This is a genomic window from Streptomyces sp. NPDC040610 (assembly GCF_055594065.1).
The window spans coordinates 521,407-544,536 of sequence record NZ_JBVIXA010000004.1; the positions used below are offsets into that span (position 1 = coordinate 521,407).

At 73.3% G+C, this 23,130-nt stretch carries 19 protein-coding genes; 13 read left to right on the top strand and 6 right to left on the bottom strand.

Annotation, left to right across the window (positions count from 1 at the left end):
* Positions 1-58 precede the first annotated feature (58 nt).
* From ACZ6AA_RS18170 to ACZ6AA_RS18190, 5 genes are all read left to right on the top strand, one after another.
* Complete coding sequence (locus ACZ6AA_RS18170) at positions 59-1,030, top strand: ABC transporter permease (RefSeq protein ID WP_471458887.1); 972 nt, start codon at positions 59-61, stop codon at positions 1,028-1,030.
* The gene (locus ACZ6AA_RS18175) at positions 1,027-1,863 is read left to right on the top strand and encodes an ABC transporter permease (protein WP_471458889.1); all 837 of its coding nucleotides are present in this window, start codon (positions 1,027-1,029) and stop codon (positions 1,861-1,863) included. The genes ACZ6AA_RS18170 and ACZ6AA_RS18175 overlap by 4 nt, the downstream gene beginning before the upstream one ends.
* Positions 1,864-1,996: 133 nt before the next feature.
* Positions 1,997-2,824, top strand: coding sequence for an ABC transporter ATP-binding protein (locus tag ACZ6AA_RS18180; protein WP_471458891.1), 828 nt, complete (start codon positions 1,997-1,999; stop codon positions 2,822-2,824).
* Positions 2,821-4,113: a flavin-dependent oxidoreductase gene (locus ACZ6AA_RS18185; RefSeq protein ID WP_468449759.1), complete on the top strand. Its 1,293-nt coding sequence runs from the start codon at positions 2,821-2,823 to the stop codon at positions 4,111-4,113. The genes ACZ6AA_RS18180 and ACZ6AA_RS18185 overlap by 4 nt, the downstream gene beginning before the upstream one ends.
* A gap of 366 nt (positions 4,114-4,479) precedes the next feature.
* A complete protein-coding gene (locus tag ACZ6AA_RS18190) occupies positions 4,480-4,992 on the top strand; it encodes a DUF1203 domain-containing protein (protein ID WP_471458893.1) in 513 nt (170 codons plus the stop codon).
* 17 nt (positions 4,993-5,009) lie between these two features.
* Here the strand turns inward: ACZ6AA_RS18190 and ACZ6AA_RS18195 are convergent, their stop codons facing one another.
* A complete protein-coding gene (locus ACZ6AA_RS18195) occupies positions 5,010-5,903 on the bottom strand; it encodes a LysR family transcriptional regulator (protein WP_471458895.1) in 894 nt (297 codons plus the stop codon).
* A 98-nt stretch (positions 5,904-6,001) separates the two neighbouring features.
* On the opposite strand from ACZ6AA_RS18195, the gene ACZ6AA_RS18200 reads away from it, so the two are divergent.
* Positions 6,002-7,186 (top strand): MFS transporter, encoded by a 1,185-nt coding sequence (locus ACZ6AA_RS18200; RefSeq protein WP_471458897.1) that lies wholly within the window; start codon positions 6,002-6,004, stop codon positions 7,184-7,186.
* Between the two features lie 78 nt (positions 7,187-7,264).
* On the opposite strand, the gene ACZ6AA_RS18205 is transcribed toward ACZ6AA_RS18200, so the two are convergent.
* Entirely contained in the window at positions 7,265-7,462 is a 198-nt protein-coding gene (locus tag ACZ6AA_RS18205; protein ID WP_468449755.1) for a hypothetical protein, read from the bottom strand.
* Between the two features lie 185 nt (positions 7,463-7,647).
* On the bottom strand, positions 7,648-8,667 hold the full coding sequence (locus ACZ6AA_RS18210) for an aspartate-semialdehyde dehydrogenase (protein ID WP_468449754.1): 1,020 nt from the start codon (positions 8,665-8,667) through the stop codon (positions 7,648-7,650).
* A gap of 235 nt (positions 8,668-8,902) precedes the next feature.
* Here ACZ6AA_RS18210 and ACZ6AA_RS18215 point away from each other — a divergent pair, with 235 nt between their 5' ends.
* The 3 genes from ACZ6AA_RS18215 (at position 8,903) to ACZ6AA_RS18225 (ending at position 12,124) form a co-directional block, all read left to right on the top strand.
* On the top strand, positions 8,903-9,436 hold the full coding sequence (locus ACZ6AA_RS18215) for an RNA polymerase sigma factor (protein WP_468449753.1): 534 nt from the start codon (positions 8,903-8,905) through the stop codon (positions 9,434-9,436).
* Positions 9,433-10,347 carry a hypothetical protein gene (locus tag ACZ6AA_RS18220; RefSeq protein WP_471458899.1) on the top strand — a complete coding sequence of 305 codons (915 nt, stop codon included), beginning with the start codon at positions 9,433-9,435 and terminating at the stop codon, positions 10,345-10,347. The genes ACZ6AA_RS18215 and ACZ6AA_RS18220 overlap by 4 nt, the downstream gene beginning before the upstream one ends.
* 277 nt (positions 10,348-10,624) lie before the next feature.
* Positions 10,625-12,124, top strand: coding sequence for a M28 family metallopeptidase (locus tag ACZ6AA_RS18225; protein WP_468449751.1), 1,500 nt, complete (start codon positions 10,625-10,627; stop codon positions 12,122-12,124).
* A gap of 103 nt (positions 12,125-12,227) precedes the next feature.
* Here the strand turns inward: ACZ6AA_RS18225 and ACZ6AA_RS18230 are convergent, their stop codons facing one another.
* Complete coding sequence (locus ACZ6AA_RS18230) at positions 12,228-15,560, bottom strand: S8 family serine peptidase (RefSeq protein WP_471458901.1); 3,333 nt, start codon at positions 15,558-15,560, stop codon at positions 12,228-12,230.
* Positions 15,561-15,782: 222 nt separating this feature from the next.
* Positions 15,783-16,367 carry a CGNR zinc finger domain-containing protein gene (locus tag ACZ6AA_RS18235; RefSeq protein WP_468449749.1) on the bottom strand — a complete coding sequence of 195 codons (585 nt, stop codon included), beginning with the start codon at positions 16,365-16,367 and terminating at the stop codon, positions 15,783-15,785.
* Positions 16,368-16,507: 140 nt separating this feature from the next.
* On the opposite strand from ACZ6AA_RS18235, the gene ACZ6AA_RS18240 reads away from it, so the two are divergent.
* The 3 genes from ACZ6AA_RS18240 (at position 16,508) to ACZ6AA_RS18250 (ending at position 20,433) form a co-directional block, all read left to right on the top strand.
* Positions 16,508-16,954, top strand: coding sequence for an NUDIX hydrolase (locus tag ACZ6AA_RS18240; RefSeq protein ID WP_468449748.1), 447 nt, complete (start codon positions 16,508-16,510; stop codon positions 16,952-16,954).
* A 450-nt stretch (positions 16,955-17,404) separates the two neighbouring features.
* A complete protein-coding gene (locus tag ACZ6AA_RS18245; protein WP_471458903.1) occupies positions 17,405-19,201 on the top strand; it encodes a TIGR03767 family metallophosphoesterase in 1,797 nt (598 codons plus the stop codon).
* Between the two features lie 53 nt (positions 19,202-19,254).
* Positions 19,255-20,433: a serine hydrolase domain-containing protein gene (locus ACZ6AA_RS18250; protein WP_468449746.1), complete on the top strand. Its 1,179-nt coding sequence runs from the start codon at positions 19,255-19,257 to the stop codon at positions 20,431-20,433.
* 106 nt (positions 20,434-20,539) lie between these two features.
* On the opposite strand, the gene ACZ6AA_RS18255 is transcribed toward ACZ6AA_RS18250, so the two are convergent.
* Entirely contained in the window at positions 20,540-21,622 is a 1,083-nt protein-coding gene (locus ACZ6AA_RS18255; protein WP_471458905.1) for a hypothetical protein, read from the bottom strand.
* A 320-nt stretch (positions 21,623-21,942) separates the two neighbouring features.
* Here ACZ6AA_RS18255 and ACZ6AA_RS18260 point away from each other — a divergent pair, with 320 nt between their 5' ends.
* Positions 21,943-23,019, top strand: coding sequence for a S1 family peptidase (locus tag ACZ6AA_RS18260; protein ID WP_471458907.1), 1,077 nt, complete (start codon positions 21,943-21,945; stop codon positions 23,017-23,019).
* The last annotated feature ends 111 nt before the right edge of the window (positions 23,020-23,130 follow it).

Consider the following 23,130-nt stretch of genomic DNA (forward strand, 5'->3'; position numbering starts at 1 on the left):
ACGCGGACGGCACGAGCGACGCGGACCGCGTGGGTGATCCGGTGAAGCGGGCGATGCGGTGAAACGGGACGCGCGCTCCGGTCCGGGCCTCGGCCCGGGATTCGGGGCGCGCGCTCGCCCGCGCGCCGGTGCGCGCTCCGGGGGTCTGGTCGAGCGCAGGTCGGGGCGGGTTCTGCTGGGGGCGCTCGGCCTCTGCGGCGCCTTCCTCGTCGTCGAACTCCTCGCCCGCAGCGGGGTTTTCGACGACCAGGCGCTGCCGCCCGCCTCCTCCGTGCTCGCCCGCGCCGCCGAGATGGCCGTCGACGACGGGTTCCTCGACGACCTCTGGACCACCGTCTCCGCCTGGCTCGGCGGACTCGCCCTCGCCGTCGCCCTCGCCGTTCCCGCCGGGCTCCTGCTCGGCTCCCTGCCCCGCCTGCGCGCCGCCGCCCTAGCCGTCGTCGAGCTGGCCCGCCCCATCCCCTCCGTCGCCCTCATCCCGCTCGCGATCCTCGTCTTCGTCGAGCCCGACCGGGTGGAGCGGTCCCTGGTCTGCTACGCCGCGCTGTGGCCCATCCTCCTCAACACCCTGTACGGGCTCCGCGACGTCGACCCCGTCGCCAAGGAGACCCTGCGGTCCTTCGGGTTCGGGCCGCTCGGGGTGGTGTGGCGGGTGTCGCTGCCGAGCGCCGGGCCCTTCGTCGTCACGGGAGTGCGGATCGCGGCGTCCGTCGGGCTGATCGTGGCGGTCAGCGCGGAGTTGCGGGCCGGGGGCGACGGGGGACTCGGCGTCCATCTGCTCGACTCGCAGTCCGGGGGCGGGCGGCCGGATCTGATGGTGGCGGGGGCGTGTTGGGCGGGGGTGCTGGGGGTTGCGGCCAACGCGGGGCTCGTGGGGGTGGGGAGGGTCCTGTTTCCCCACAGCGCCCGATCGGCGCGCGGGCGCCCCTTCCTCCGCCCAGGGGGCTCCGCCTCCCGGACCCCCCGTGTCGCGCTGCGCGCTCGTCCTCAAGCGCCGGACGGGCTCGACAAGTCCGGGGCGGGCCGATGAGTGGGGCAGGGGTGCGACCGGGCGGCGGCGGACCGGTGCGGCGGGGCGTTCTCGGGCTGCTCGCCCGGGGGTGGCTGCTCGTACTCCTCGTCCTCGTCTGGGAGTTGGCCGCCCGGCGGGCCGGGGACCTGTACTTCCCGCCGCCCACACGGATCGTACGGACCATGCGGGAACTGTGGTGGTCGGGACCGCCGTCGCGACTGTGGCTGAGTGACCTCGCCGTCGACGACTTCGTGCCGAGTCTCAGCCATCTGCTGCTCGGCTGGGCCGTCGCCGGGGCCGTCGGGATCTGCGTGGGCGTCGGGATCGGGCTCTCCCGGGTGGCCTTCCACGTGCTCGACCCGGTGCTGCAGTTCGGGCGTGCCGTGCCGCCGCCCACGCTCATCCCGTTCTTCATGGTCGCCTTCGGGCTCGGCACGTCCATGCAACTGGCGGCCATCGTCTTCGGCGTCGTCTGGCCGGTGCTGCTCAACACCGCCGACGGCGTGCGCTCCGTGGAGCCGCTGCAGCTCGACACCGCCCGCGTGCTCGGCCTCGGCCGCCTCGCGCGGCTGCGGTACGTCGTCCTGCCGGGAGCCGCGCCGAAGATCTTCGCGGGGCTCCGGGTCGCGCTCGGGTTCGCGCTGATCCTCATGGTCGTCGCCGAGCTGATGGGCTCCGGCGAGGGCATCGGCTCCCGGCTCAACGCCGCCGAGCGGGAGTTCAGGCCGGACCGGCTGTGGGCCGGGATCGTGCTGCTCGGCGCCGTCGGCTGCGTACTGAACGGACTGTTCCTGCTCGTCGAGCGCAGGGCCCTGGCCTGGCACCGGGGCGCACGGCGGGCGGACACCTAGACCACCCGGCCCCGCGGGGGCGGCGGACCGGCCGCGATCCACGGGGGCGCACGGGGAACGCGAGGGCCCTACGGACCCTCACATCACGTAGACCGCAAGGCAGTTGGCAGCAGGGGGACAGGGGGAACAGGGGATGCTGGAGATCGCTGGGCTCAGTCATCGCTACGCCGACGGGCACCGGGCCGTCGAAGGGGTCGAACTGCACGTCGCTCGCGGCGAGTTGGTGAGCATCGTCGGGCCGTCCGGCTGCGGCAAGTCCACGCTCCTTCGGTGCGTCGCGGGGCTGCAGCGGCCGAGCGAGGGCCGGATCGCCGTCGGCGGCCGGGACGTCGACGGCGTACCGGACGACCTCGCCGTCGTCTTCCAGGACTACACACGCTCGCTCTTCCCGTGGCTGACCGTCCGCGACAACGTCGCACTGCCGCTGCGCCGCCGCGGCCTCGCCCGCGCCGAGCGCCGCGCCCGCGCCGAGGAAGCCCTCGCACAGGTCGGCCTCGACGGCACCGCCGGCAGATATCCGTGGCAGCTCTCCGGCGGCATGCAGCAGCGCGTCGCCATCGCCCGCGCGCTCGCCTACCGGCCCGCGCTGCTCCTGATGGACGAGCCGTTCGGCTCCGTCGACGCCCAGACCAGGGAGGACCTGGAGGACCTGCTGCTCGCGGTGCGCGGGGGAGGGGGCGGGGGCTCGGGCGGAGGGTCCGGCGGGGGAGCGGGCGGGGAGTCGGACGGCGCTCGCGGCGGGCGTGACGGGCGCGGGATGACCATCCTGCTCGTCACCCACGACATCGACGAGAGCGTGTACGTCGGCGACCGCGTCGTCGTCCTCACCGGCGCCCCCGGCCGCGTCCACAGCGAGCTGCGCGTCGAACTGCCCGCGCCGCGCGACCAGATCGGCACCCGCGGCCTGCCGGAGTTCGTGCGGCTGCGGGCCGAGGTCGGGCGGGCGGTGCGGCGGCCATGAGCGCCATGAACGCCGCGAACGCCGACGTCCTGGTCGCGGGCGCGGGCATCGGCGGGCTCACGGCGGCGCTGAGCCTGCACGCGGCGGGGATCGGCGTGCGCGTCGTCGAACCGGTGCAGGTCCTTCGGCCCGTCGGCGTCGGCATCAACCTGCTGCCGCACGCCGTCCGCGAACTGACCGAGCTCGGCCTCGGCGAGCAACTCGCCGCGACCGGCGTGGCGACCGCCGAGATGGTCCACTACGACCGGCACGGCAACCGCATCTGGGGCGAGCCGCGCGGCCACGCCCTCGGCTACCACTGGCCGCAGTACTCCATCCACCGCGGCGCCCTGCAGATGATCCTGCTCGACGCGGTGCGCGAACGCCTCGGCGAACGGGCCGTCGTCACCGGCACGTCGTTCGTGCGGTGCGCCGAGACCGAGGGGCAGTTGCTGCGGGTCATCCTGCGGGACCTGGCGCGCGGGCGGGAGCACGCCGTGCGGGTGCGGGCCCTCGTCGGCGCCGACGGGCTCTACTCGACCGTGCGCGCCCGGCTGCACCCCGGGGAGGGGCCGCCGCTGTGGAACGGCATCCGGATGTGGCGCGGCGTCGCCGAGTGGGACCCCGTGCTCGGCGGCCGCACCGTCGCCATCGCGGGCAGCAACGCGCACGCCAAGCTCGTCGTCTACCCCATCTCGGGGGAGGCCGAGCGGCGTGGGCGCGCGCTGCTCAACTGGGTTGCGGAGGTGCGGTTCCCCGTCGAGCACGGGGCGATCTCCGGGGCTGCCGACTGGAACCGCAGCGGTCGCCTCTCCGACGTCCTCCCGTACTTCGCCGGGTGGCGGATCGGGGACCTGGACGTGCCCGCGCTGTTCTCCGCCACCCGGCGCATCCTGGAGTACCCGATGGTCGACCGGGAGCCGCTGCCGCAGTGGGGGCGCGGGCCCGTCACCCTCCTCGGCGACGCCGCCCACCCGATGTACCCCGTCGGCTCCAACGGTGGTTCGCAGGCCGTCCTCGACGCGCGGGTGCTCGCGCGCAGCCTCGCCGTGAACGAGCCCGACCGGGTCGCGGGGCTGCGGGCGTACGAGGAGGTGCGGCGGGAGGCCACGGCGGCGCTCGTCCTCGCCAACCGGCGGATGCCCGCCGACCGGCTCCTCCAAGTCGTCGCCGAGCGCGCTCCCGACGGGTTCGAGCGGGTCGAGGACGTGCTGACCCCCGAGGAGTTGGCCGAGCTCGACGCGGCGTATCGGTGGACGACGGGCACGGATGTGGCGGAGCTGAACGGGAGGGGGTCGTGGGGGGTGTAGGCCCTCGCGGGGGCGCCCCAGTCCCGCCCCTTTCCCGAAACCGGGGCTGCGCCCCTGGACCCCCGCTTGTCGCCGCTTCGCGGCTCGTCCTCAAGCGCCGGACGGGCTGAATACTTCGCCGGGGCGGGCTGGAAGGTACAGCGGGGCGGGCTCAGGGGTGCCCAGCTGGGCGAGGTGTTTCGGGCCCGAGGGTGCCGGGCTTTCGGGCTGGCCCGGGGGAAGGTTGGGCGGGTGGGTGGGGGATAGCCTGTCCGGCGATTGAGGACGAGGCGCGGAGCGCCGATATCGGGGGCGCCCCGGGAACAGGGCAAGGTAGACGTCCGGAAACCGCCGGTCGGAACGTACCGCAGGGGCGAACCTGGCCCCATGAGCACAACATTCACCCCGCACCCCATCACCCCCGACGCCCTCAAGCAGCTCCGCGAGACGGACGACGCGGGCAACCCCTGCGTACCGTTCACCGACCCGGAGGGCGGCGACCCCCTGCGCTGCTGCCTGCGCCCCGCCCGCGAGGGCGAACGCATCGCCCTCGTCGCGTACGCCCCCCTGCGCCGCTGGGCGGCGGACACCGGCGCCGACCCGGGCGCCTACGACGAGCAGGGCCCCGTGTTCATCCACGCGGACCCCTGCGAAGGGCCGGAACCCGCGGCGACACGAGCGGAGTACCCGTACGTCCGGCCCGGCGCCCTGCGCACGTTCCGCCGCTACGACGCGGCCGGAAAGATCGTCGGCGGCCGCTTCCTGGAGGCCCCCGAGAACACCACGGCGGCCTTCGACGAGGCCCTCACCGAGGCGTTCGCCGACCCCCAGGTCGCCCTGGTGCACGTCCGCGCCGTGGAGTACGGCTGCTTCCACTTCGAGGTCCGCCGCCCGGCCTGAGCGCCCGCCGCGGAACCTCAGGCGGCCGACGCCGACCCGTCGGCCGCCCCCGCCCCGGCCACCGCCCGCGCGAACGCCCGCACCCGCGCCGTCTCCCCGTCCCGATGCCACACCAGCCCGAGGACGGAGTCCGGCACCCCCTCCACCGGCACGAACACCACGTCCCGCCGCCCGTGGTACTCCGCCGTCGGACGGCAGAGCAGCATCGCGCCCCGGTCCGCGGCCACCAGCGTCAGCCCCTCCTGGAGGGTGCGCACGGCGGGCGCGGGCACGGCCGACGGCGCCTGCGCCTCACGCCAGTACGCGGGGGCGGGCGCCGCCGCCGAGATCAGCGGGACGTCCGCGAGCTCGGCCGCGGCCAGTGACGTACGGGACGCGAACGGATGCCGTACCGACACCGCCACCGTCTGCTGCTGGCGCGAGAACAGCGGACCGAGCACCAGCTCGGGCTCCGCCACCGGAAGCAGCACGATCGCCGCGTCCACATCACCGCCGCGCACCGCCCCGAACGGGTCCGCGAACGGCACCTCCACGATCTCCGTCACACAGCCCGGATGCCGCTTCTGGAACGTCGTGATCGCCTCCATCAGACGTGCGTCCGCCGTCCCCTGGAAGCCGAGCCTGATCCGCCCCGCCACCCCCCGCGCCGACTCCCGCGCCCGCCCCACCACACCCGCCAACTCCGCGTACGCCGGACGCAGTTCCGCGTGGAACCGCTCGCCGAGCGGGGTCAGCCGCACCCGTCGGCTAGTACGCTCCACGAGGCGCGCGCCGATCCGCTGTTCGAGCGCGGCCAGCAGCTGACTGACCCGGCTCTGGGAGACGTAGAGCCGCTCGCCCGCCCGGCCGAAGTGCAGTTCCTCGGCCAGCGCCAGAAAACACTCCAGCTCCCGGACTTCGAGCCCACTCATAAACGTTCGCCCCGTCCCTCGATCGATGAGCCACGCTCATTCAAGGATGAGAGGTCCGACGTTGTTCCCGGTGACCGCTCGGGCGTTGGCTGGTGCCCATGAAAACCGTGACTGAAACCGCGCCGGTCCCCACCGGACGACGGTCCCTGCCGCTGTCCGTCGTCGCCGTCGCGGCCGCCACCTTCTCCGTCGTCACCACGGAAATGCTGCCCGTGGGACTGCTCACCTCCCTGTCCTCGGGCCTGCACGTCAGCGACGGCACCGCGGGGCTCACCGTCACCCTGCCCGGCCTCGTCGCGGCCCTCGCCGCCTTGCTGCTGCCCGTCGCCGCCCGCCGCGCGGACCGGCGCGCCGTGCTGTGCGGGCTGATGCTGCTGCTCGGCGCCGTGAACCTGCTGTCCGCGCTCGCGCCGTCCTTCGCGGTGCTCCTCGGCGCCCGCATCGTCGTCGGCCTGTGCATCGGCGGCGTCTGGGCCGTCGCCGCCTCCCTCGCGGTACGCCTGGTGCGCACCGAGTCCGTCGGGCGGGCGACCGCCGTGATCTTCAGCGGGATAGCCGTGGCGTCGGTGCTCGGTGTGCCCGCCGGCACCTTCCTCGGCGAGCTCGCGGGCTGGCGCTGGGCCTTCGGCGCCGTCGCCGTGCTCGGCGTCGCCGTCGCCGTGCTGCTCGCCGTCGTCCTGCCCCCGCTCCCGCCCACCGAGCCGGTGCGCCTCGGCGTCTTCCCTGAGCTGCTGCGCCTGCCGCGGCTGCGGGTCGGCCTGATCGCGGTGGCGCTGCTCGTCGTCGGCCACTTCACCGCGTACACCTATGTGCGACCCGTCCTGGAGCGGGTGCCGGACCTCGGCGCGGGCCTCGTCAGCGGGCTGCTGCTCGTCTACGGCGTCGCCGGGATCGCGGGGAACTTCCTCGGCGGCTCCCTGGCCGCCCGCGACCCGCGCCGCGCGCTCCTGCTGATCTCGGCGGCGCTCGGCGCCGTGATGCTCCTGCTGGTCCCGGCAGGGGGCTCGCTCGCCGCGTCCGTGGTGCTCCTGATCGCGTGGGGTCTCGCCTACGGAGGCGTGTCGGTGTCCTCGCAGAACTGGGTGATGGCGGCCGCGCCGGGAGCGCGGGAAGCGGCGTCCGCGCTGTTCGCGGGGGTGTTCAACGTGGCCATCGCGGTGGGCGCGCTGACCGGGGGCCGGGTCGCCGACGGGATCGGCGTGACCGATGTCCTGCTGGTCGGCGGCGGGCTCGCGGTGGTGGCGCTCGGGGTGGTGGCGGTCGCGCGGAAGGGCAAGGCGTGACGTCACGGCACCGCGCCCGCACGGACCTGGTCGGGGTCCGTACGGGCGCGGTGGTGTCCCGGGCCTGAGATCGTCAGGTCACGGGGCCAGGCAACCCGTGGCGGGGACCTCGGCGGGCACGCCGGGGCTGGCGAGGTCGACGAGGCCGGTGACGTCCTGCACGGCACAGTCGACGGTGGCTACGGGGTCCGGGACGGCGTTCGCCGGGGCGGCGAGCGCACCGGCGAGGGCGAGGGTTCCGACGGCCATGGTGGCGACGGCGGTGATACGGCGCATGAACTTCCCTTGTGAGTGGTGCGGTTGGTGCACCGAGGTCCTGCCCGGACCCGCCCGGGAGGCATGCGCCGTTTCACTCATCCGTGGGTGATGAAACGATCCCCCGCGACCAGCGGGTTTACCGTCGCCCGGAAGTCCGGCGGCCCGGTTCCCCCGAGCCGCCGTGACCGCGGCGCCCCGGCGCCTCAGGAACCCGAGAGCTCCGCCGCCACCAGCTCCGCGATCTGCACCGCGTTCAGCGCGGCGCCCTTGCGGAGGTTGTCGTCGGAGACGAAGAACGCGAGGCCGTTCTCGACGGTCTCGTCGCCGCGGATACGGCCCACGAAGGACTCGTCGCGGCCGGCGGCGACCAGCGGCGTCGGCACGTCGGTGAGGACGACGCCCTCCGCGGCCCCGAGGATCTCGGTGGCCCGCTCGGGCGAAAGGGGACGCGCGAAGCGGGCGTTGATCTGGAGGGAGTGGCCGGTGAAGACGGGCACGCGGACACAGGTGCCGGAGACCTTCAGACCCGGGATCTCCAGGATCTTGCGGGACTCGTGGCGCAGCTTCTGCTCCTCGTCGGTCTCGTTCAGACCGTCGTCGACGACCGAGCCCGCCAGCGGCAGGACGTTGTACGCGATCGGCGCGACGTACTTGTCCGGCTCGGGGAACTCGGCCTGGTCGCCGCCGTGGGTCAGCTTCGGCGCGTCGTCGCCGACCTTCTTGACCTGCTCGAACAGCTCCTCGACGCCCGCGAGCCCGGAGCCGGACACGGCCTGGTAGGTGGCGACGACCAGCGAGGTCAGCTCCGCCTCCCGGTGCAGCGGCTTCAGGACCGGCATCGCGGCCATCGTCGTGCAGTTCGGGTTCGCGATGATGCCCTTGGGGCGGTCCGCGATGGCGTGCGGGTTCACCTCGGAGACGACCAGCGGCACCTCGGGGTCGCGGCGCCAGGCGGAGGAGTTGTCGATCACCACGGCGCCCTGCGAGGCGACCTTCTCGGCGAGCGCCTTGGAGGTGGCGCCGCCCGCGGAGAACAGCACGATGTCCAGGCCCGAGTAGTCGGCCGTCGAGGCGTCCTCGACCGTCACCCCGTCCAGGACCGAACCGGCCGAGCGGGCCGAGGCGAACAGGCGCAGCTCGTCGATCGGGAACTTCCGCTCGACGAGGATCTTGCGCATGACCGTGCCGACCTGACCGGTGGCTCCGACGATTCCGACCTTCACAGGGGTCCCTCCGTAGTTGCGTGCCTGGCTGCGGCAGTCTCCTGCCGGGCGTGCGGCCGTCCGGCCAGGGGCGCTGCCGCCGCCGCTCCATGATGCGTCTGTCCACGGCCGCTTTGTCCAATCCATTGTCCGAGGTGCGGGACGCCACATCCGCGCGAACGTTTCGGGCCGCTCCGGCGTCCTAGGGGAAACGCGGGAACGCGCGCGCCGAAGGGGCGACAAAGGGGGAGGGCCATTGCTGCGCAGGATCACGCGCCGCGGACCACGGGGACAACAGGCCGCCGACCCGCTCGACCCGGCCCAGGAGGACCGGGTCCGGGCCGTCCTGTCCCTGGGCGGGGTGCCGCACGGCGAGCTGCAGGACGGGGTGCAGCAGGTCAGGCTGCGGCTCCTGGAGCGGGCGGCGAAGGGGGAGCAGGCGCCGCGCGACGTGTCGGCGTGGGCCGCGGTCGTCGCCTCGAACTGGGCGATGGACTTCCACCGGGCCCGGCGCCGCCAGGAACGGCTCGGGGAGCGGCTCGCCGCGCTGCGCCCCGCGGAGGCCGGGGAGGACGGCGCCGAGTCGCGGGTCCTCTCGCTGGCCGTGGCGCAGGGGCTGGACGCGCTGCCGGACAGCCAGCGCCAGGTCGTCGTGCTGCGCTTCTACGCCGATCTGCCGGTCCGGGACATCGCGGCCGAGCTGGGCATCCCGGAGGGCACGGTCAAGAGCAGGCTGCACGCTGCCGTACGGATGCTGCGGACGCGGCTGCACGAGGGAGAGGTGGTGTGACCGTGGCGCACGAGGACAATCACGACGCCGTCGACGCGCTGACGCTGGCGGTCACGGACACACCGGTGCCCGACGCCGTGCGCGACGACGAGCGGTTCATGGCCGAGCACGCGGCGGCGCTCGCCGATGTCGCGGTGCTGCGCGAGCAGCTGCGGGTCGTGGGGGAGACGCTGGCGCGGGGGCCCGAGGGGGAGGCGCGGGCCCGCGCGGAGGGGCAGGGCCGGGACCGCGGTACGCAGGGGCGGACCCGAGCCCGTCCGGAGGAGCGGCCGCGGGCCCGCTCGGAAGGGCGGCCCCCGACGGCCCCCCTCCCCGCCCCCGCCCCCGTCCTGCCGCCCGCCACCCCCTTCCGGCAGCCCGGCGCCGCCCGCCGCCGTGCCGTGCTCGCCCTCGCGGCCGCGCTCGCCGCCGGACTGTTCGGCGGGCTGGTCTGGCTCGGGGCGAACGCCGGGACCGGGGACGGCGACATGGCGGGCGGCGGCGACGCGAAGGACGCGGCGCCGAGCCTCACCGACGGACGGGAGCCGGTCCCGGACGCCTCGAAGGCCCCGGACGCCTCCCAGGAAGACGAGGGCGGCGCGGCGGACGGCCGGTCGCCCGAGGGCTACGTCGCCTGCGCGCGGCTCGTCGTCGAGGGCACCGTGCGCCGCGTCGAGGCGCTGCCCGGCGGCACCCGGGACCGGATCACGCTCGATGTGTCCCGCTACTACAAGCCTGCCAAGGGCAAGCCGAGGATCACGTTCGTGATGGACGTGGACGTGGACCCGCGGCTGCGGACGGGCGACCGCGCGCTGATCGGGATCACCAAGGGGGAGGCCACGCCCGACCTGTGGACGACGGGCAAGCGGATCGCCAGGGACCGCGCGTGGATCGAGAAGGCGCTGCCCGGGTCGCGCGGGCTGACGTGCTGAGCGACACGTTCCGGTGCCGCCGAAGGGAGAAAGTGGGCCGGAACCTCGCATTCCGGGGTGATGGCACCCGGAGTACTGAGTTCCGGTGACAACTGCGTGAAGGCGCGGTTGCGAACCCCGCGAATCCTCTGAACTGCGGTTTCGCCGGGCTAACGTCCTTCCACCGCTCGCCGGTGATCACCGCCGCACGCCGGTCGCGTACCCGACCAGTACCGACCGCGTGCCCGACCACGGAGGTCATCGGCGCCGAACTCCGACCACGCAAGGAAGGACCTCCGTGCGCGCACCCCGCAGCCGGACCACGGCCGCTCTCGTCTCCGCGGCCGTCGCCGCCCCCCTCCTGCTCGCCGCCGCCCCGGCGGGCGCCCAGGACGCGCCCCGCGGCGCCGGGCACCACACGACGCAGTCCGCGCAGGCGAAGAAGCTCGCCAAGAAGCTGGTGCAGAAGTCCACCGGCAAGAGCGCCTACCGCCACCTGGAGAAGTTCCAGGAGATAGCCGAGGCCAACGGCGGCAACCGCGCCGCGGGCACCAAGGGCCACAAGGCGTCCACGAAGTACGTGTACGACCGCCTGAAGAAGGCCGGTTACAAGGTCTCGTACCAGGACTTCACGTTCTACGAGTCCGAGACCCTGCGCGAGAGCGCCGCCGTGCTCACGCCCGACGCCCGCAAGCTGAACGCCCTGGCGTTCGACTTCAGCAAGTCCACGCCCGAGGGCGGCATCCAGGCGCCCCTCGCCGCCGCCCGCGTCGACGACACGCCGGGCTGCGAGGCCGACGACTACACGTCCGACACCTTCACCGGCAAGATCGCCCTGGTGAAGCGCGGCACCTGCACCTTCGCCGAGAAGGAGGCCGCCGCGGCCAAGGCGGGCGCCATCGGCCTCGTCCTGTACAACCACTCCGGCGACCAGCCCGTGAAGGGCAACCTGGAGGTCCCGGCGAACGCGCACATCCCGTCCGTCGGCATCACCAAGGCCGAGGGCGAGAAGCTGGCCGCGGACCTCGCCAAGGGCGAGGTCAAGGTCTCCGTGGACGTCGCCACCAAGGCCGTCCCGCACAAGACCCGCAACGTCGTCGCCGAGACCCGCGGCGGCCGCGCCGACCGCGTCGTCGGCCTCGGCGCGCACCTGGACTCCGTGCCCGAGGGCCCCGGCATCAACGACAACGGCTCCGGCTCGGCCGGTCTGATCGAGGTCGCCGAGAAGCTCGCCAAGGAGACCAAGGGCGGCAAGAAGCTGACCAACAAGGTCCGCTTCGCCTGGTGGTCGGCCGAGGAGCTGGGCCTGCTCGGCTCGGACCACTACGTCAAGTCGCTGTCGGCGAAGCAGAAGAAGAACATCAAGCTGTACCTGAACTTCGACATGATCGCCTCGCCGAACGCGGCGGAGCTGGTCTACGACGGCGACGACTCCGACAAGGTCGGCGAGGGCGCGGGCCCGGCGGGGTCCGCCCAGATCGAGAAGCTGATCAACGGCTTCCTCGACAAGAAGAAGGTCCCGCACTGGGGCACCGACTTCGACGGCCGCTCGGACTACGGGGCGTTCATCGCCAACGGCATCCCGGCCGGCGGCACCTTCACCGGCGCCGAGGGCCTCAAGACCGAGGAGCAGGCGGCGAAGGCGGGCGGCAAGGCCGGTCAGCCGTACGACCCGAACTACCACGGCGCGGGCGACGACCTGAAGAACATCAACCGCAAGGCGTTCGCGACGAACATCGACGTCATTGCGCACGCGGTGGGCACCTACGCCCACGACCTCAGCTCCCTCAAGCGCTGAGCGGGGCCCGCCTGAACGGGCGGACCGCCTGAACACACAGATGGGGGCGGGCACTTGGTGCCCGCCCCCATCGTCATGCCGTCATGCCGCAATCAGCGACGCGCTACGGCGTGACCTTCTCCACCGTCACGCTGCCCGTGCCCGCGACGGTCCCGCGCGCGTTCAGGAGGCTGACCTCACCGAACAGGACGCGGCCCGAGGCCGCGGGCCCGCTCGCGACGACCTCGGCGGAGACGTCCGCGGTCGCCCCGTTCGCGAGCTTGACCGCCTTCGTCTCGTCGACCTTGATCTGGCCGAGCGAGCCGGAGAAGAACACGTCACGGTAGTCGTACGCGGTCGAGCCCGACGGGATGGAGTAGCCCGCGACCTCGATGGTGTACTTGCCCGCGGCGGGCTTGGTCAGGCTCACCGACTCCTCGGAGTCGCCGTCCGCCGAACTGCCCACCGGCACGCCGTCCTTGAGGACCGCCAGGTCCAGGTCGGCGGCGGCGTCGGCGGTGCCGCCGATCGCCACGTCGAGCCGCTCGGCGCCCGCGGGCACCTCGACCGTCGTGGTCTGCTTCTCACCCTGCTTGATGGTGGGACGCGTGGTAGCGGCCGAGCCGAGCGTGCTGCCCTTCAGCTTGCCCTCGACGGCGGCGTAGTTGTTCGTCGCCTTCCAGGTGACGGGCGTGGCCTGACCGGACTTGGCCTCAGCGAGCTTCTGCGGCGCCGGGGCGAAGGACACGCCGAGCGCGGCGACGCTCAGCTTGTACGGGTTGTCGAGCACCGGCGACGTACGGCGGGACTCGATCTCGATCTCCCAGACGCCCGGCGTCGGGTTCGCGTACGAACGCAGGTCGGGGCGGCAGGTGTTGTCCGGGTTCGGGAAGTCCGGGTAGCAGACGAGCGAGGACGTCGACTCGACCGGGACGCCGTACGGGTGGATGGCGATGAACCGCGTCTGGCTCTTGTCCTTCAGGCCGCCGAGCGCGACCTCCAGGGTCTTGGCGCCCTTCGGCACCGTCACGAAGAGGGACTTGGTGCCGTTGCGCTGCACCGAGCTGCTCGACGAGGTGGTGAAGGAGGGCTTGGCGAGGTCCTTGGCCACGACGACCGTCGTCATGATCTGGTGGTCGATGCCGCGGGTGCGCTTGTCGTTCACGGTGAGCACGGCGCTGGAGACGCCGTAGGACTCCGGCTTGGCCTGCACCTTCACGGTCACGGCCGTGTTCAGGGGCAGCAGCACGTCGTCGTCGCCGACCAGGCGGAAGGTGCCGCCGTGGTTGTTGGCGAACGCCAGCTTGTGCAGCACGGGACGGGCCGGGCCCGTCGTCCGCTTGATGGTGACGCTGTACGTCTTCTTCTGGCCCTTCTTCAGGCCGCCCTCACGGTCGTACAGGCCGGTGCCGGGCTTCTTCAGCTCCTGCTCCAGGGCCGTGTCGACGGGCGCCTTGACCGTGTACTCATGGGCCTTGGCGCCGCCCTTGATCGCGCTCCAGGCGTCCACGACGTCGATCAGGCCGGTGCCCTGCGCGTAGGCCTGCACACCCGGGATGCGGTGGGTGGTCGAGGTGAGCGCGGTGCGCAGCTTCGCCGGGGTGAGGTCGACGCGCTGCTGCTTGGCGGCGCTCAGCAGGAGCGCGGAGGCGCCCGCGGCCTGCGGCGACGCCATCGACGTACCCTGCAGCATCGAGTAACCGGCGGGCAGCTGGTACCCGGCCTCGGCGGCGGGGCCGCCCGGCAGCCAGGTCTGCGTGGTGTTGATGGCCGAGCCCGGCGCGGTCACCAGGGGCTGGAAGCCGCCGTCCTCACGCGGGCCGCGCGAGGAGAAGTTGAACATGGCGTTCTTCTTCGTCACCTCGGAGCCGTAGTTGGCGGCCCAGGTCTCCTTGGAGACCGAGGCGCCCACGGAGACGACGTGGTCGGCGAGGGAGGGGTCGCCGATGGTGTTGGCGCCGGGTCCTGAGTTGCCCGCGGAGATCACCAGCTGTACGCCGTAGGTGTCGATGAGGCGCTTGTACAGCTCGGCGCGCGCGTTGTTGCCGTCGTTGAGCGCGGGCAGGCCGCCGATCGACATGTTGACGATGTCGACGCCGCGCTTCGTCACGAGGTCGATCATGCCCTCGGTGAGCGCGACGTTGGTGCAGCCGCCGGTCCAGGTGCAGGCGCGCGAGGACACCAGCTTGGCGCCGGGGGCGGCGCCGTTCATCTTGCCGCCGAACAGCTTGTTGGCGGCCGTGATGCCCGCGACGTGCGTGCCGTGCTCGGACTCGATGAGGCCGATGTTCACGAAGTCGGCCTTCTTGCCGACCCAGTCGCCGCCGTAGGGGTCCGTCGGGACGTCCTTGCGGATCTCGACGACGAACGGCACGCGCTCGGCGACGTCGGTCGCGGGGTCGTCCTTGCCGAAGTAGCCGACCTGGTGGTTCTTGCCGTAGGGCTTCATCGGCGCGTCGTCGCCGAAGTCCTTGTTGTCGTTCAGGTCGACGCGGACGGTCCCGGCGGCCGGGTCGTAGAGGACGCCCCAGGTGTCGGTGGTGTCGCCGTCCCGGTTGAGGTCGCCCTTGGCGTCGCCACCGGTCGTCGCGGCCTCGCGGAAGCGGCTGATCTGGTACGAGCCCGAAGGGGCCTTCCAGGAGTCGCCGTCGAAGGTGAACGTGGGCCCGGACACCGGGTTGGTCATCCGGCGCCAGGTCGCGTCGGCGTCGACGATCGGGTCGGTCGCCGTCACCCAGTCGGTGATCTTGCGCTCGCCGGTCGTGGTCTTCTGCAGCGCCGGGTGGCCGAGGTCGACGCCCGAGTCGAGGATGCCGATGGTGATGCCGCGGCCGTCCGCCTTCGGGTTCTTCTTCACGAAGTCGACGGCGCCCGTCTCGAAGGACGGGTTGTACGGGTTCTTGGCGGGCGTGTTCTTGTCCGGCGCCGGGTACGCGGCCCGGCCCTGCGGGCCCTTGGCGCCCTTGGGGCTCTGCGGCTTCGGGTCGTCGAGTTCGATCTCGTGCCGCAGGTCGATGGCGTGCACGGAGGTCAGCTTCGACGCGGCCTTGATCGCGGCGTCGGCGCGCGCGGTCGGGACGGCGGCGCGGACGTAGCCGAGCTTGTCGTAGGTGCGGCCGACGGAGCCGCCCTTGACGGCGTCCAGCTCCTTGGCGACCTGCTCGGTCGCGCCGGGCGCGGTGGCGACCATCATCGTGACGGTCTTCTCGCCCTCCGCCTTGGCGTCGGCGAGCAGTTCGGCGTCCTGGGCGCCGAGCTTCGCGGCGGCGTCCTTGGGCGCGGGGGCGGCCGGGGCGGGGGAGGGGCCGTCGGCGGCGAGGGCGAGGGGGAGCGGGGCCGCCGCGCAGAGAGCGGCGGCCACGCCTATCGCGGTGGCGAGGCGGGCCGTGCGTCTTGCGCGGTCGCCACGTCTCGCGCCCTGCTCGGGCGCGCCGTGTGAATCGAGGGTCATCAGCATCCCTGTACGTAAAGACCGGCTGGTCGAGCCGGTGCAGTGAGAGTCCGGAATACGGGGCCGGATGACCGCTCAGCTTTACGTAAGGGGTGCCTGTTTGGGGAGAGTTGCCCGGGGCTGGAATGCCCGGTGGCGTACTTCCGCCATACGCCATCGGGAACAAGGCGCCGCATAACGGGATCTGACGCCCGGGCGGGCGCGGCCGGGCGTCCTCCGCGACCCCCGCTAGCTGTCCCGCGAACGCGCGTAGTGACGGGACGCCTTCGCGCGGTTGCCGCACACGGCCATCGAGCACCAGCGCCGGGTGCCGTTGCGTGAGGTGTCGAAGAAGTGCAGGACGCACGCCTCGTGGGCGCAGCCGCGGATCCGGTCCGGGGCGGCGGTGAGCAGCTCCAGGTAGTCCCGCGCGGCCAGCCACGCGGGCCCCCACGCCGGATCCTCGAACTCGGCCTCCTCGCCCGGCCCGTCCGGCGTCAGCGTCGCCCGGACACGGCCGTGCGCGAGGACCGCGTCGACGCGGGCCACGGCGTCCGGGGCGCCACCCGGCTTGCCCGGCAGGTCGACGAGCCCGGCGAGGGCGTCGCGGGCCCGCAGCAGCCGCTCCAGGGTGCGGCGGTCGGCGGCGAACCGCCCGTCGAGCCCGTTCGCCCCGAGCCAGACGGCGAGCCCTTCGGCGTCGGTGAGCCCGCCCGCGCCGGCGAGCAGGTCCGCGCGCACGCCGTCCTGGACCCACCGGGTGTTGAGCAGGTCCAGGGAGAGGGGTTCGCCGGTGAGGGGGCGGGGGTCGGGCGGTGCGGTGGGGGTGGGCAAGGGGGGCTCCCTTCGGTACCGGGGCCGGTGCCGCGGCGGCTCACTAACCCCTCAAGCGTACGTGACCGGTTCCCTGGAGCGGGCCGGGACATCGGGGAACGGGACGTGCCTATCCGGTGTACGGGGTCTAACGTCGGCCCGTGCACAAAGAACTGCGGGTGGCGGCCTACGCCGTATGCGTACGCGACGGGTCCGTGCTGCTCGCCCGCTGGGTGGCGGGCGACGGCAGCAAGCGCTGGACGCTGCCCGGGGGTGGCATGGACCACGGCGAGGATCCGTACGACACGGTGATCCGGGAGGCCGACGAGGAGACCGGGTACACCGTGGAGCCGGTCGCTCTGCTCGGGGTGGACTCGCTGCGGCGTCGCTATCCGAGGCGGCTCGGGGCGGTGGCGGACTTCCACGGGGTGCGGATCGTGTACGAGGCGCGGGTCACCGGGGGGTCCCTCCGCCACGAGACGTCGGGGTCGACGGACCTGGCGGCGTGGCATCCCCTGGACGACGTCGCCGCCCTCGACCGCGTGAGCCTGGTCGACATCGGCCTCACGCTCTGGCACAGGCGCCCGGCGGACGGGCACTTGCCGTAGCCGGAGGCTCCCCAATCCCACCCCTTCCCGAACCCGGGGGCTGCGCCCCCGGACCCCCGCTGTCGGCGCTTCGCGCCTCGTCCTCAATCGCCGGACGGGCTGGATATGTGCTGCTGTTGTATTTCAGCCCCTCCGGCGTTTGAGGAGCGGGGTCTGGGGCGGAGCCCCAGTTCCGGGAAGGGGTGGGATTGGGGAGCCCCCGGCAAGGCCCCACCTTCCCCCGCAGATGAACACGGAGTAACCCCCACCCCACCCCCCAACGAGCACCCCGTGCACACGCAAAGTACGCCCAGATCCACTTACGGTGATCGGCGCTGCGCGTTGTGGCGACGTTAACGCGCAGGCCACCCCCACTGCCAACGATCCAGTACGAGCGGGAAGTCCGCCGGCGAAAGAGCCCGGACCTCCCGCGACCACTGCCGACGCGTTCGCACTCGGGGAGACCGCGCCATGTCGCGCATACGCTCTGTCGCCACCACGGCCGCCACCGCCACCGCCTCCGCCACCACGTCCGTCGTCTCCACGGTGAACCGCCGCGCGTTCCTCGCGGCGACGGGCGCCGTCTCCCTCTCGGCGGGCATCGGGTACGCCCTGGGCCCGGGAGCGGGCTCCGGCTCGGCGGCCCCCGCGGCCGCGGCCCCGGTGCCGATGTCCCGCAGGGCCCCGTCCGCCCCCCTGGCCCCGTACCGCTCGGGCACCACCCTGGCCACGGTCTCGGCGCCCCGCGGCACCTCCGGCTACCGCCGCCTCGGCGACGGCCCGGCCTGGGACCGCGTCGTCCGTACGGACCTGGCCCCGGCGGAGCGGGGCCGCGAGTCCCGCCGCACCCCGCTGGCGGCGTTCGTCCAGTTCACCGACCTGCATCTGGTGGACGTACAACACCCGCTGCGCTACGAGTACCTGCGGGCGCAGACGGCCAGCGCCTGGCGCCCGCAGGAGGCGCTGTCCGTGGCCGGAGCCGTCTCGCTGGTCGAGCAGGTCAACGGCCTGCGCGGGGCGCCCGCCACCGGCGCGCCGCTGCACTTCGTGATGACGACGGGCGACAACACGGACAACAACTCCCGCAACGAGCTGGACTGGTTCCTGAAGGTGATGAGCGGCGGCCGCGTCCGGCCGAACTCCGGCGACCCGCGCCGCTACGAGGGCGTACAGGACAGCGGTCTGAAGCTCTACTGGCACCCGGAAGCGGCCCTGCGCGACGCCGACAAGGGCGTCGGCTTCCCTCGCCTGGACGGCTTCCTGGACGCCGCGATCCGCGAGGTCAACAGCCCGGGCCTGAACCTGCCGTGGTACTCCACGGTCGGCAACCACGACGGCCTGCCCGGCGGCTGCTACGCCCCCGGCGACTCGTACTTCACCGAGTTCGCCGTCGGCGGCAGGAAGCTGATGTCCCTGGACGAGGCGCGCGGCGCGGCCCTGTGGAAGAACGTCAAGAAGGGGCACGACCCGAAGGGCGCCGCCTTCCGCGACCTGCTCAAGTCCGAGGCCCGGCACATGCGTTCGGTCACGCCGGACGAGTCCCGTGCCCCCTTCACCCCCGCCGAGTACGTCAAGGCCCACCTGGACCCGGCGCACGCCGGCCGGGGCCCGGTCGGCCACGGCTACACCCAGGAGAACCTGGCGGAGCGCACCCAGTACTACTCCTTCCGCATCACCGACGACGTCCTCGGCATCAGCCTGGACACCACCGACCCGGGCGGCCACTACGAGGGCTCCCTCGGCACGGCCCAACTGCGGTGGCTGGAGGGGAAGCTGACGGAGGTGGAGAAGAGCGGCGACGCCTCGTACGTCATCGTCTTCAGCCACCACACCAGCAAGTCCATGCGGAACCTGCGCACCGACCCCAACCACCCGCGCGAGTCCCGGCACGGCGGCGACGAGGTCGCGGCGCTGCTCGGGCGGCACCGCCCGGTGCTCGCCTGGGTGAACGGCCACAGCCACAAGAACGCCATCACCCCCCACCGCTCGGAGCACGGCTCGTTCTGGGAGGTCTCCACCGCGTCCCACATCGACTTCCCGCAGCTCGCCCGGATCGTGGAGCTGGTCGACAACCACGACGGGACGCTGTCGCTGTTCACCACCCTCATCGAGTCCGCCGCCCCGCACCGCACCGACTTCGCCGACCTGTCGCAGACGGGCCTCGCCGCGCTGTACCGGGAGCTGTCGTTCAACGCCCCCGGCGCGAAGCCCACGCTCGGCGGCGAACCCGGCGACCGCAACACGGAACTCGTCCTGCGCAAGGGGTGACTCCCGGCCCTGCTCCGCTGCGCTACGGTCGCGGCCTGGAGAAGGGACGAGGCATGTCAGTACGCAAGCGGTTCATGGGGGTGGCCGCGGTGATGGCGGCGGCGGGCGTCCTCGCGGCACCCGCGGTGTCCGCCGCACCCGCCGCGCCCACGAGGCCCGGCGCGCCCGGCGCCGACCACGGCCACCGCGCCACCCAGCGCGCCATGGACCGGGCCGTCACGGCGGGCGTCCCCGGCGTCACCGGCCAGGCCGTCGACCCGCACGGGACGTGGACCGGCACCTCGGGCCTCGGCGACCTGGGCGCGCGGACCCCGCGCGGCGCGTACGACCACTTCCGCGTCGGCAGCATCACGAAGACGTTCACCGCCGTGGTGCTGCTCCAGCTCGCGGCGGAGGGCAGGCTCGACCTCGACGACACCGTGGGGGAGTGGCTGCCGGGCGTGGTCGAGGGCAACGGCCACGACGGCGACAGGATCACCGTCCGGCAGCTCCTCAACCACACCAGCGGCGTGTACGACTACCTCGCCGACCCCCGCTTCCACCGCGCCTACTTCACCCCGGAGTTCATGAAGCACCGCTTCGACACCCGGCCCCCGGAGCACTGGGTGCGCATGGCCATGAGCCACCGGCCGCAGTTCCGCCCCGGCACGGGCTGGGGCTACTCCAACACCAACTACCTGCTCGCCGGAATGATCGTGGAGCGGGCGACCGGCCGCCCCTACGGAGACGAGATCCACGCCCGCGTCATCGAACCCCTCGGCCTGCGGCACACCTCCGTGCCCGGCACCCGGCCGACCCTGCCGCAGCCCGGCTCCCGGGCCTACTCCAAGCTGTTCGTCGAGTCGAGGTCACGGTCCACGACGTACGACGTGACCGAGCTGAACCCGTCCGAGGCGGGCGCCGCGGGCGAGATGATCTCAAGCTCGGCGGACCTCAACCGCTTCTACCGGGCACTCCTCACCGGACGCCTCCTGCCGGACGAGCAGCTCGCCCAGATGAAGGAGACGGTCCCGGCGAAGGCCCTGGGCCCCGACGTCGGCTACGGCCTGGGCCTGATGCGCGTGCGCCTCTCCTGCGGAACGGCCGTGTGGGGCCACGGCGGCGGCATCCAGGGCTCCCAGTCCGAGGCGATGGCCACCGGCGACGGCCGCCGCGCCCTGGCGTTCAACTTCAACGGCGACTGGACGGGCGAGCTGAAGCCGGTCGTCGAGGCGGAGTTCTGCGCGGAGTAGCCCGCGTGGGCCCGCCGCCCGTGCCGGGCATGCGTACGGGGGCGGAACCCCGCCGTCCAGGAGTTCCGCCCCCGCACTCCCCTCCTGCGGGTCCGCCGTGGACTGCCTATCTGGGCAGCACCACGACATACGCCGCAGGATCCCGGTCGACGGCCGCCATCAGCGCCGTGCGCACGACCGTGGCCTGCTGCTCCGCCGTGTCCCGCAGCTTCTTCGGGGTGACATGGACGACGGTGATGCCGAGGCGCTCCAAGTGGTCGCGCTTGCGGGTGTACTCGGACCACTCGCCGAGCTCCTGGCTGCGCTCGGTGAGGGAGGAGCCGGGGCCGTCCTCGCCCTGGCGCGGCGCCCGGGTGTCCAGCTCCACGGCGACGGCGTGCTCGGGCCAGTAGGCGTCGACGCCGCCCAGGTGCGGGCCGCCGGGCAGCCGCAGGTCGACGTTCCACAGCGGGTCGGGCAGGCCGAAGTCCCGTACCAGCGCGTACAGCCGGTCCTCCGCCAGGGCCCGGCCCTCGGCCAGGAGCGAGTCCACCGCGTCCACCACGTGCGGCCGGGTGAGCAGCCGGGCGTTGTTCAACTCCCGCACCACCGCCGCCGGTTCGCAGTGCCCGCCGCGCACCGCCTCGGTGAGCAGCCGCCGTACCGCGCCCGCCTCGGCGAGCTGCGCCACGGCGTCGGCGAGCGCGCGCGGCACGGGGGCGACGGGAAGTCCGGTGATCTGCTGGGGAGTCGGCAGGCCGTTGGCGCGGACGAGGCGGGCGCAGCCGGTGGAGCGCAGCCGCCGGGTGCGGGGCACGAGCACGTCGATGCGGTCCAGGGAGAGCAGCGGGGGAGCCGAGGAGAAGCGGTGCAGCGCGAGCGCGGCGAGCCCGGTGATCATCGCGTCCGCGTACGCGGCGTGCGGTTCGCCGGGGCCGGGCTGCGCGGGGACGGACCTGGCCTCCTTGGCGGGCGGGCGGCCCGCGTACAGGAGCACGCCGTGCAGCCGCTCCTCGCTGGTGGGCGGTCCCGGGTGGAGCAGGAAGACGCCGGGCAGGAACTGCTGCCAGGGGCCGCCGGGGCGGCAGTGGGCGCTGGTGTCGGCGCCGGAGACGCCGTGCTCGCGCAGTTGCGCGGAGCTCATGACGCGGCGCTGGACGGCGGTGAGGTGGCACAGGGGGCGGGGGGAGAGCGGGGTGTTGTGGTTCATGACGGGGCCTTTCCCGCGCCCGGACGGCCCGCTAACCGCTGTTACAGTCCCGTCGACAAAACCGGACAACCCCGTCCTAAAGTACGGGCGTTCGAGAGCCGAAAATGGCCGGTTCCAGGGGCGCTCCGGTGATGCGGGGGGCGTGCGGGGCGGTGTGATGCCCTCTTGTGGGCGGCGGACACCGTTGTCATACTCGGCGCGATGTTTGGCATGGACGCGACGTAATTCGGGCCATCCCTGAGGCGCGCCCGCGCCAGGCACCGGTAACTCCCGATGACCGCCCCCCACTTGAGCGGTCCATCCCCCCATGGAGGTACTGCGTGAACACCCAACGAGCGAGCAGGCGACGTCTGACCATCACCGGAGTCGGGGTCGCCGCGCTGGTCGCGGGCACCCTGACGATGGCGAACACCAGCGCCGCGGCACCCGCCCCCACCCCGGACACCCTCACCGCGACCGCGGCGGGCAAGCTCGCGAACTCCCTCGCCACCGACCTGAAGAGCGACCTGGCGGGCACGCACTACGACGCCGCGGCCAAGAAGCTCGTCGTCAGCGTGCTCGACAGCGCGGCCGCCGACAGGGCCCGCGCGGCCGGCGCCGAGGCCAGGCTCGTCGAGAACTCCCGGGCCCAGCTGAACTCCGTGCAGAAGACGCTGGGCGAGCGTGCCGTCCCCGGCACGTCCCGCGCCGTCGACCCGGTCGCCAACAAGGTCGTCGTCACCGCCGACAGCACGGTCAAGGGCGCGGCCCTGAAGCGGCTGCGCGCCGACGTCGCCGCCCAGGACGGCAAGGCCGTGCTCAAGCGCACCGCGGGGAAGTTCCAGCCCCTCATCCGCGGCGGCGACGCCATCTACAGCTCGGGCGGCCGCTGCTCGCTCGGCTTCAACGTGGTGAAGAACGGCCAGCCGTACTTCCTCACCGCGGGCCACTGCGCCGCGCTCGCCGGGACCACCTGGTCGGAGACCCAGGGCGGCTCCGCCATCGGCACCGTCGAGGACTACGGCTTCCCCGGCCGTGACGACGCCATCGTGAAGTACACCGCCAACACGGCCCACCCGAGCGAGGTCAACCTCTACAACGGCGGCGCCCAGCAGATCACCGGCGCCCGCACGGCCGTCGTCGGCGAGCAGGTGCAGCGCAGCGGCAGCACCACCAGACTGCACGGCGGCTCGGTCCAGGCCCTGAACGTCTCCGTGAGCTACCCGCAGGGCACCGTCAACGGCCTCATCCAGACCAACGTCTGCGCGGAGCCCGGTGACAGCGGCGGCGCCATGTTCGCCGGCACCAGCGCCCTCGGTCTGACCTCGGGTGGCAGCGGCAACTGCTCCAGCGGCGGCCAGACGTTCTTCGCCCCGGTCACCGACGCCCTGTCCCGCTACGGGGCACAGATCGGCTGACGCACCGTCACCCCCCCCACGGGCGCAACCCCAAACGCCGGGCGGGCCCACAACAGCCCGTCCGGCGTTTGAGGACGAGCGCGCAGCGCGATGCCCTGACACCAAGCACAG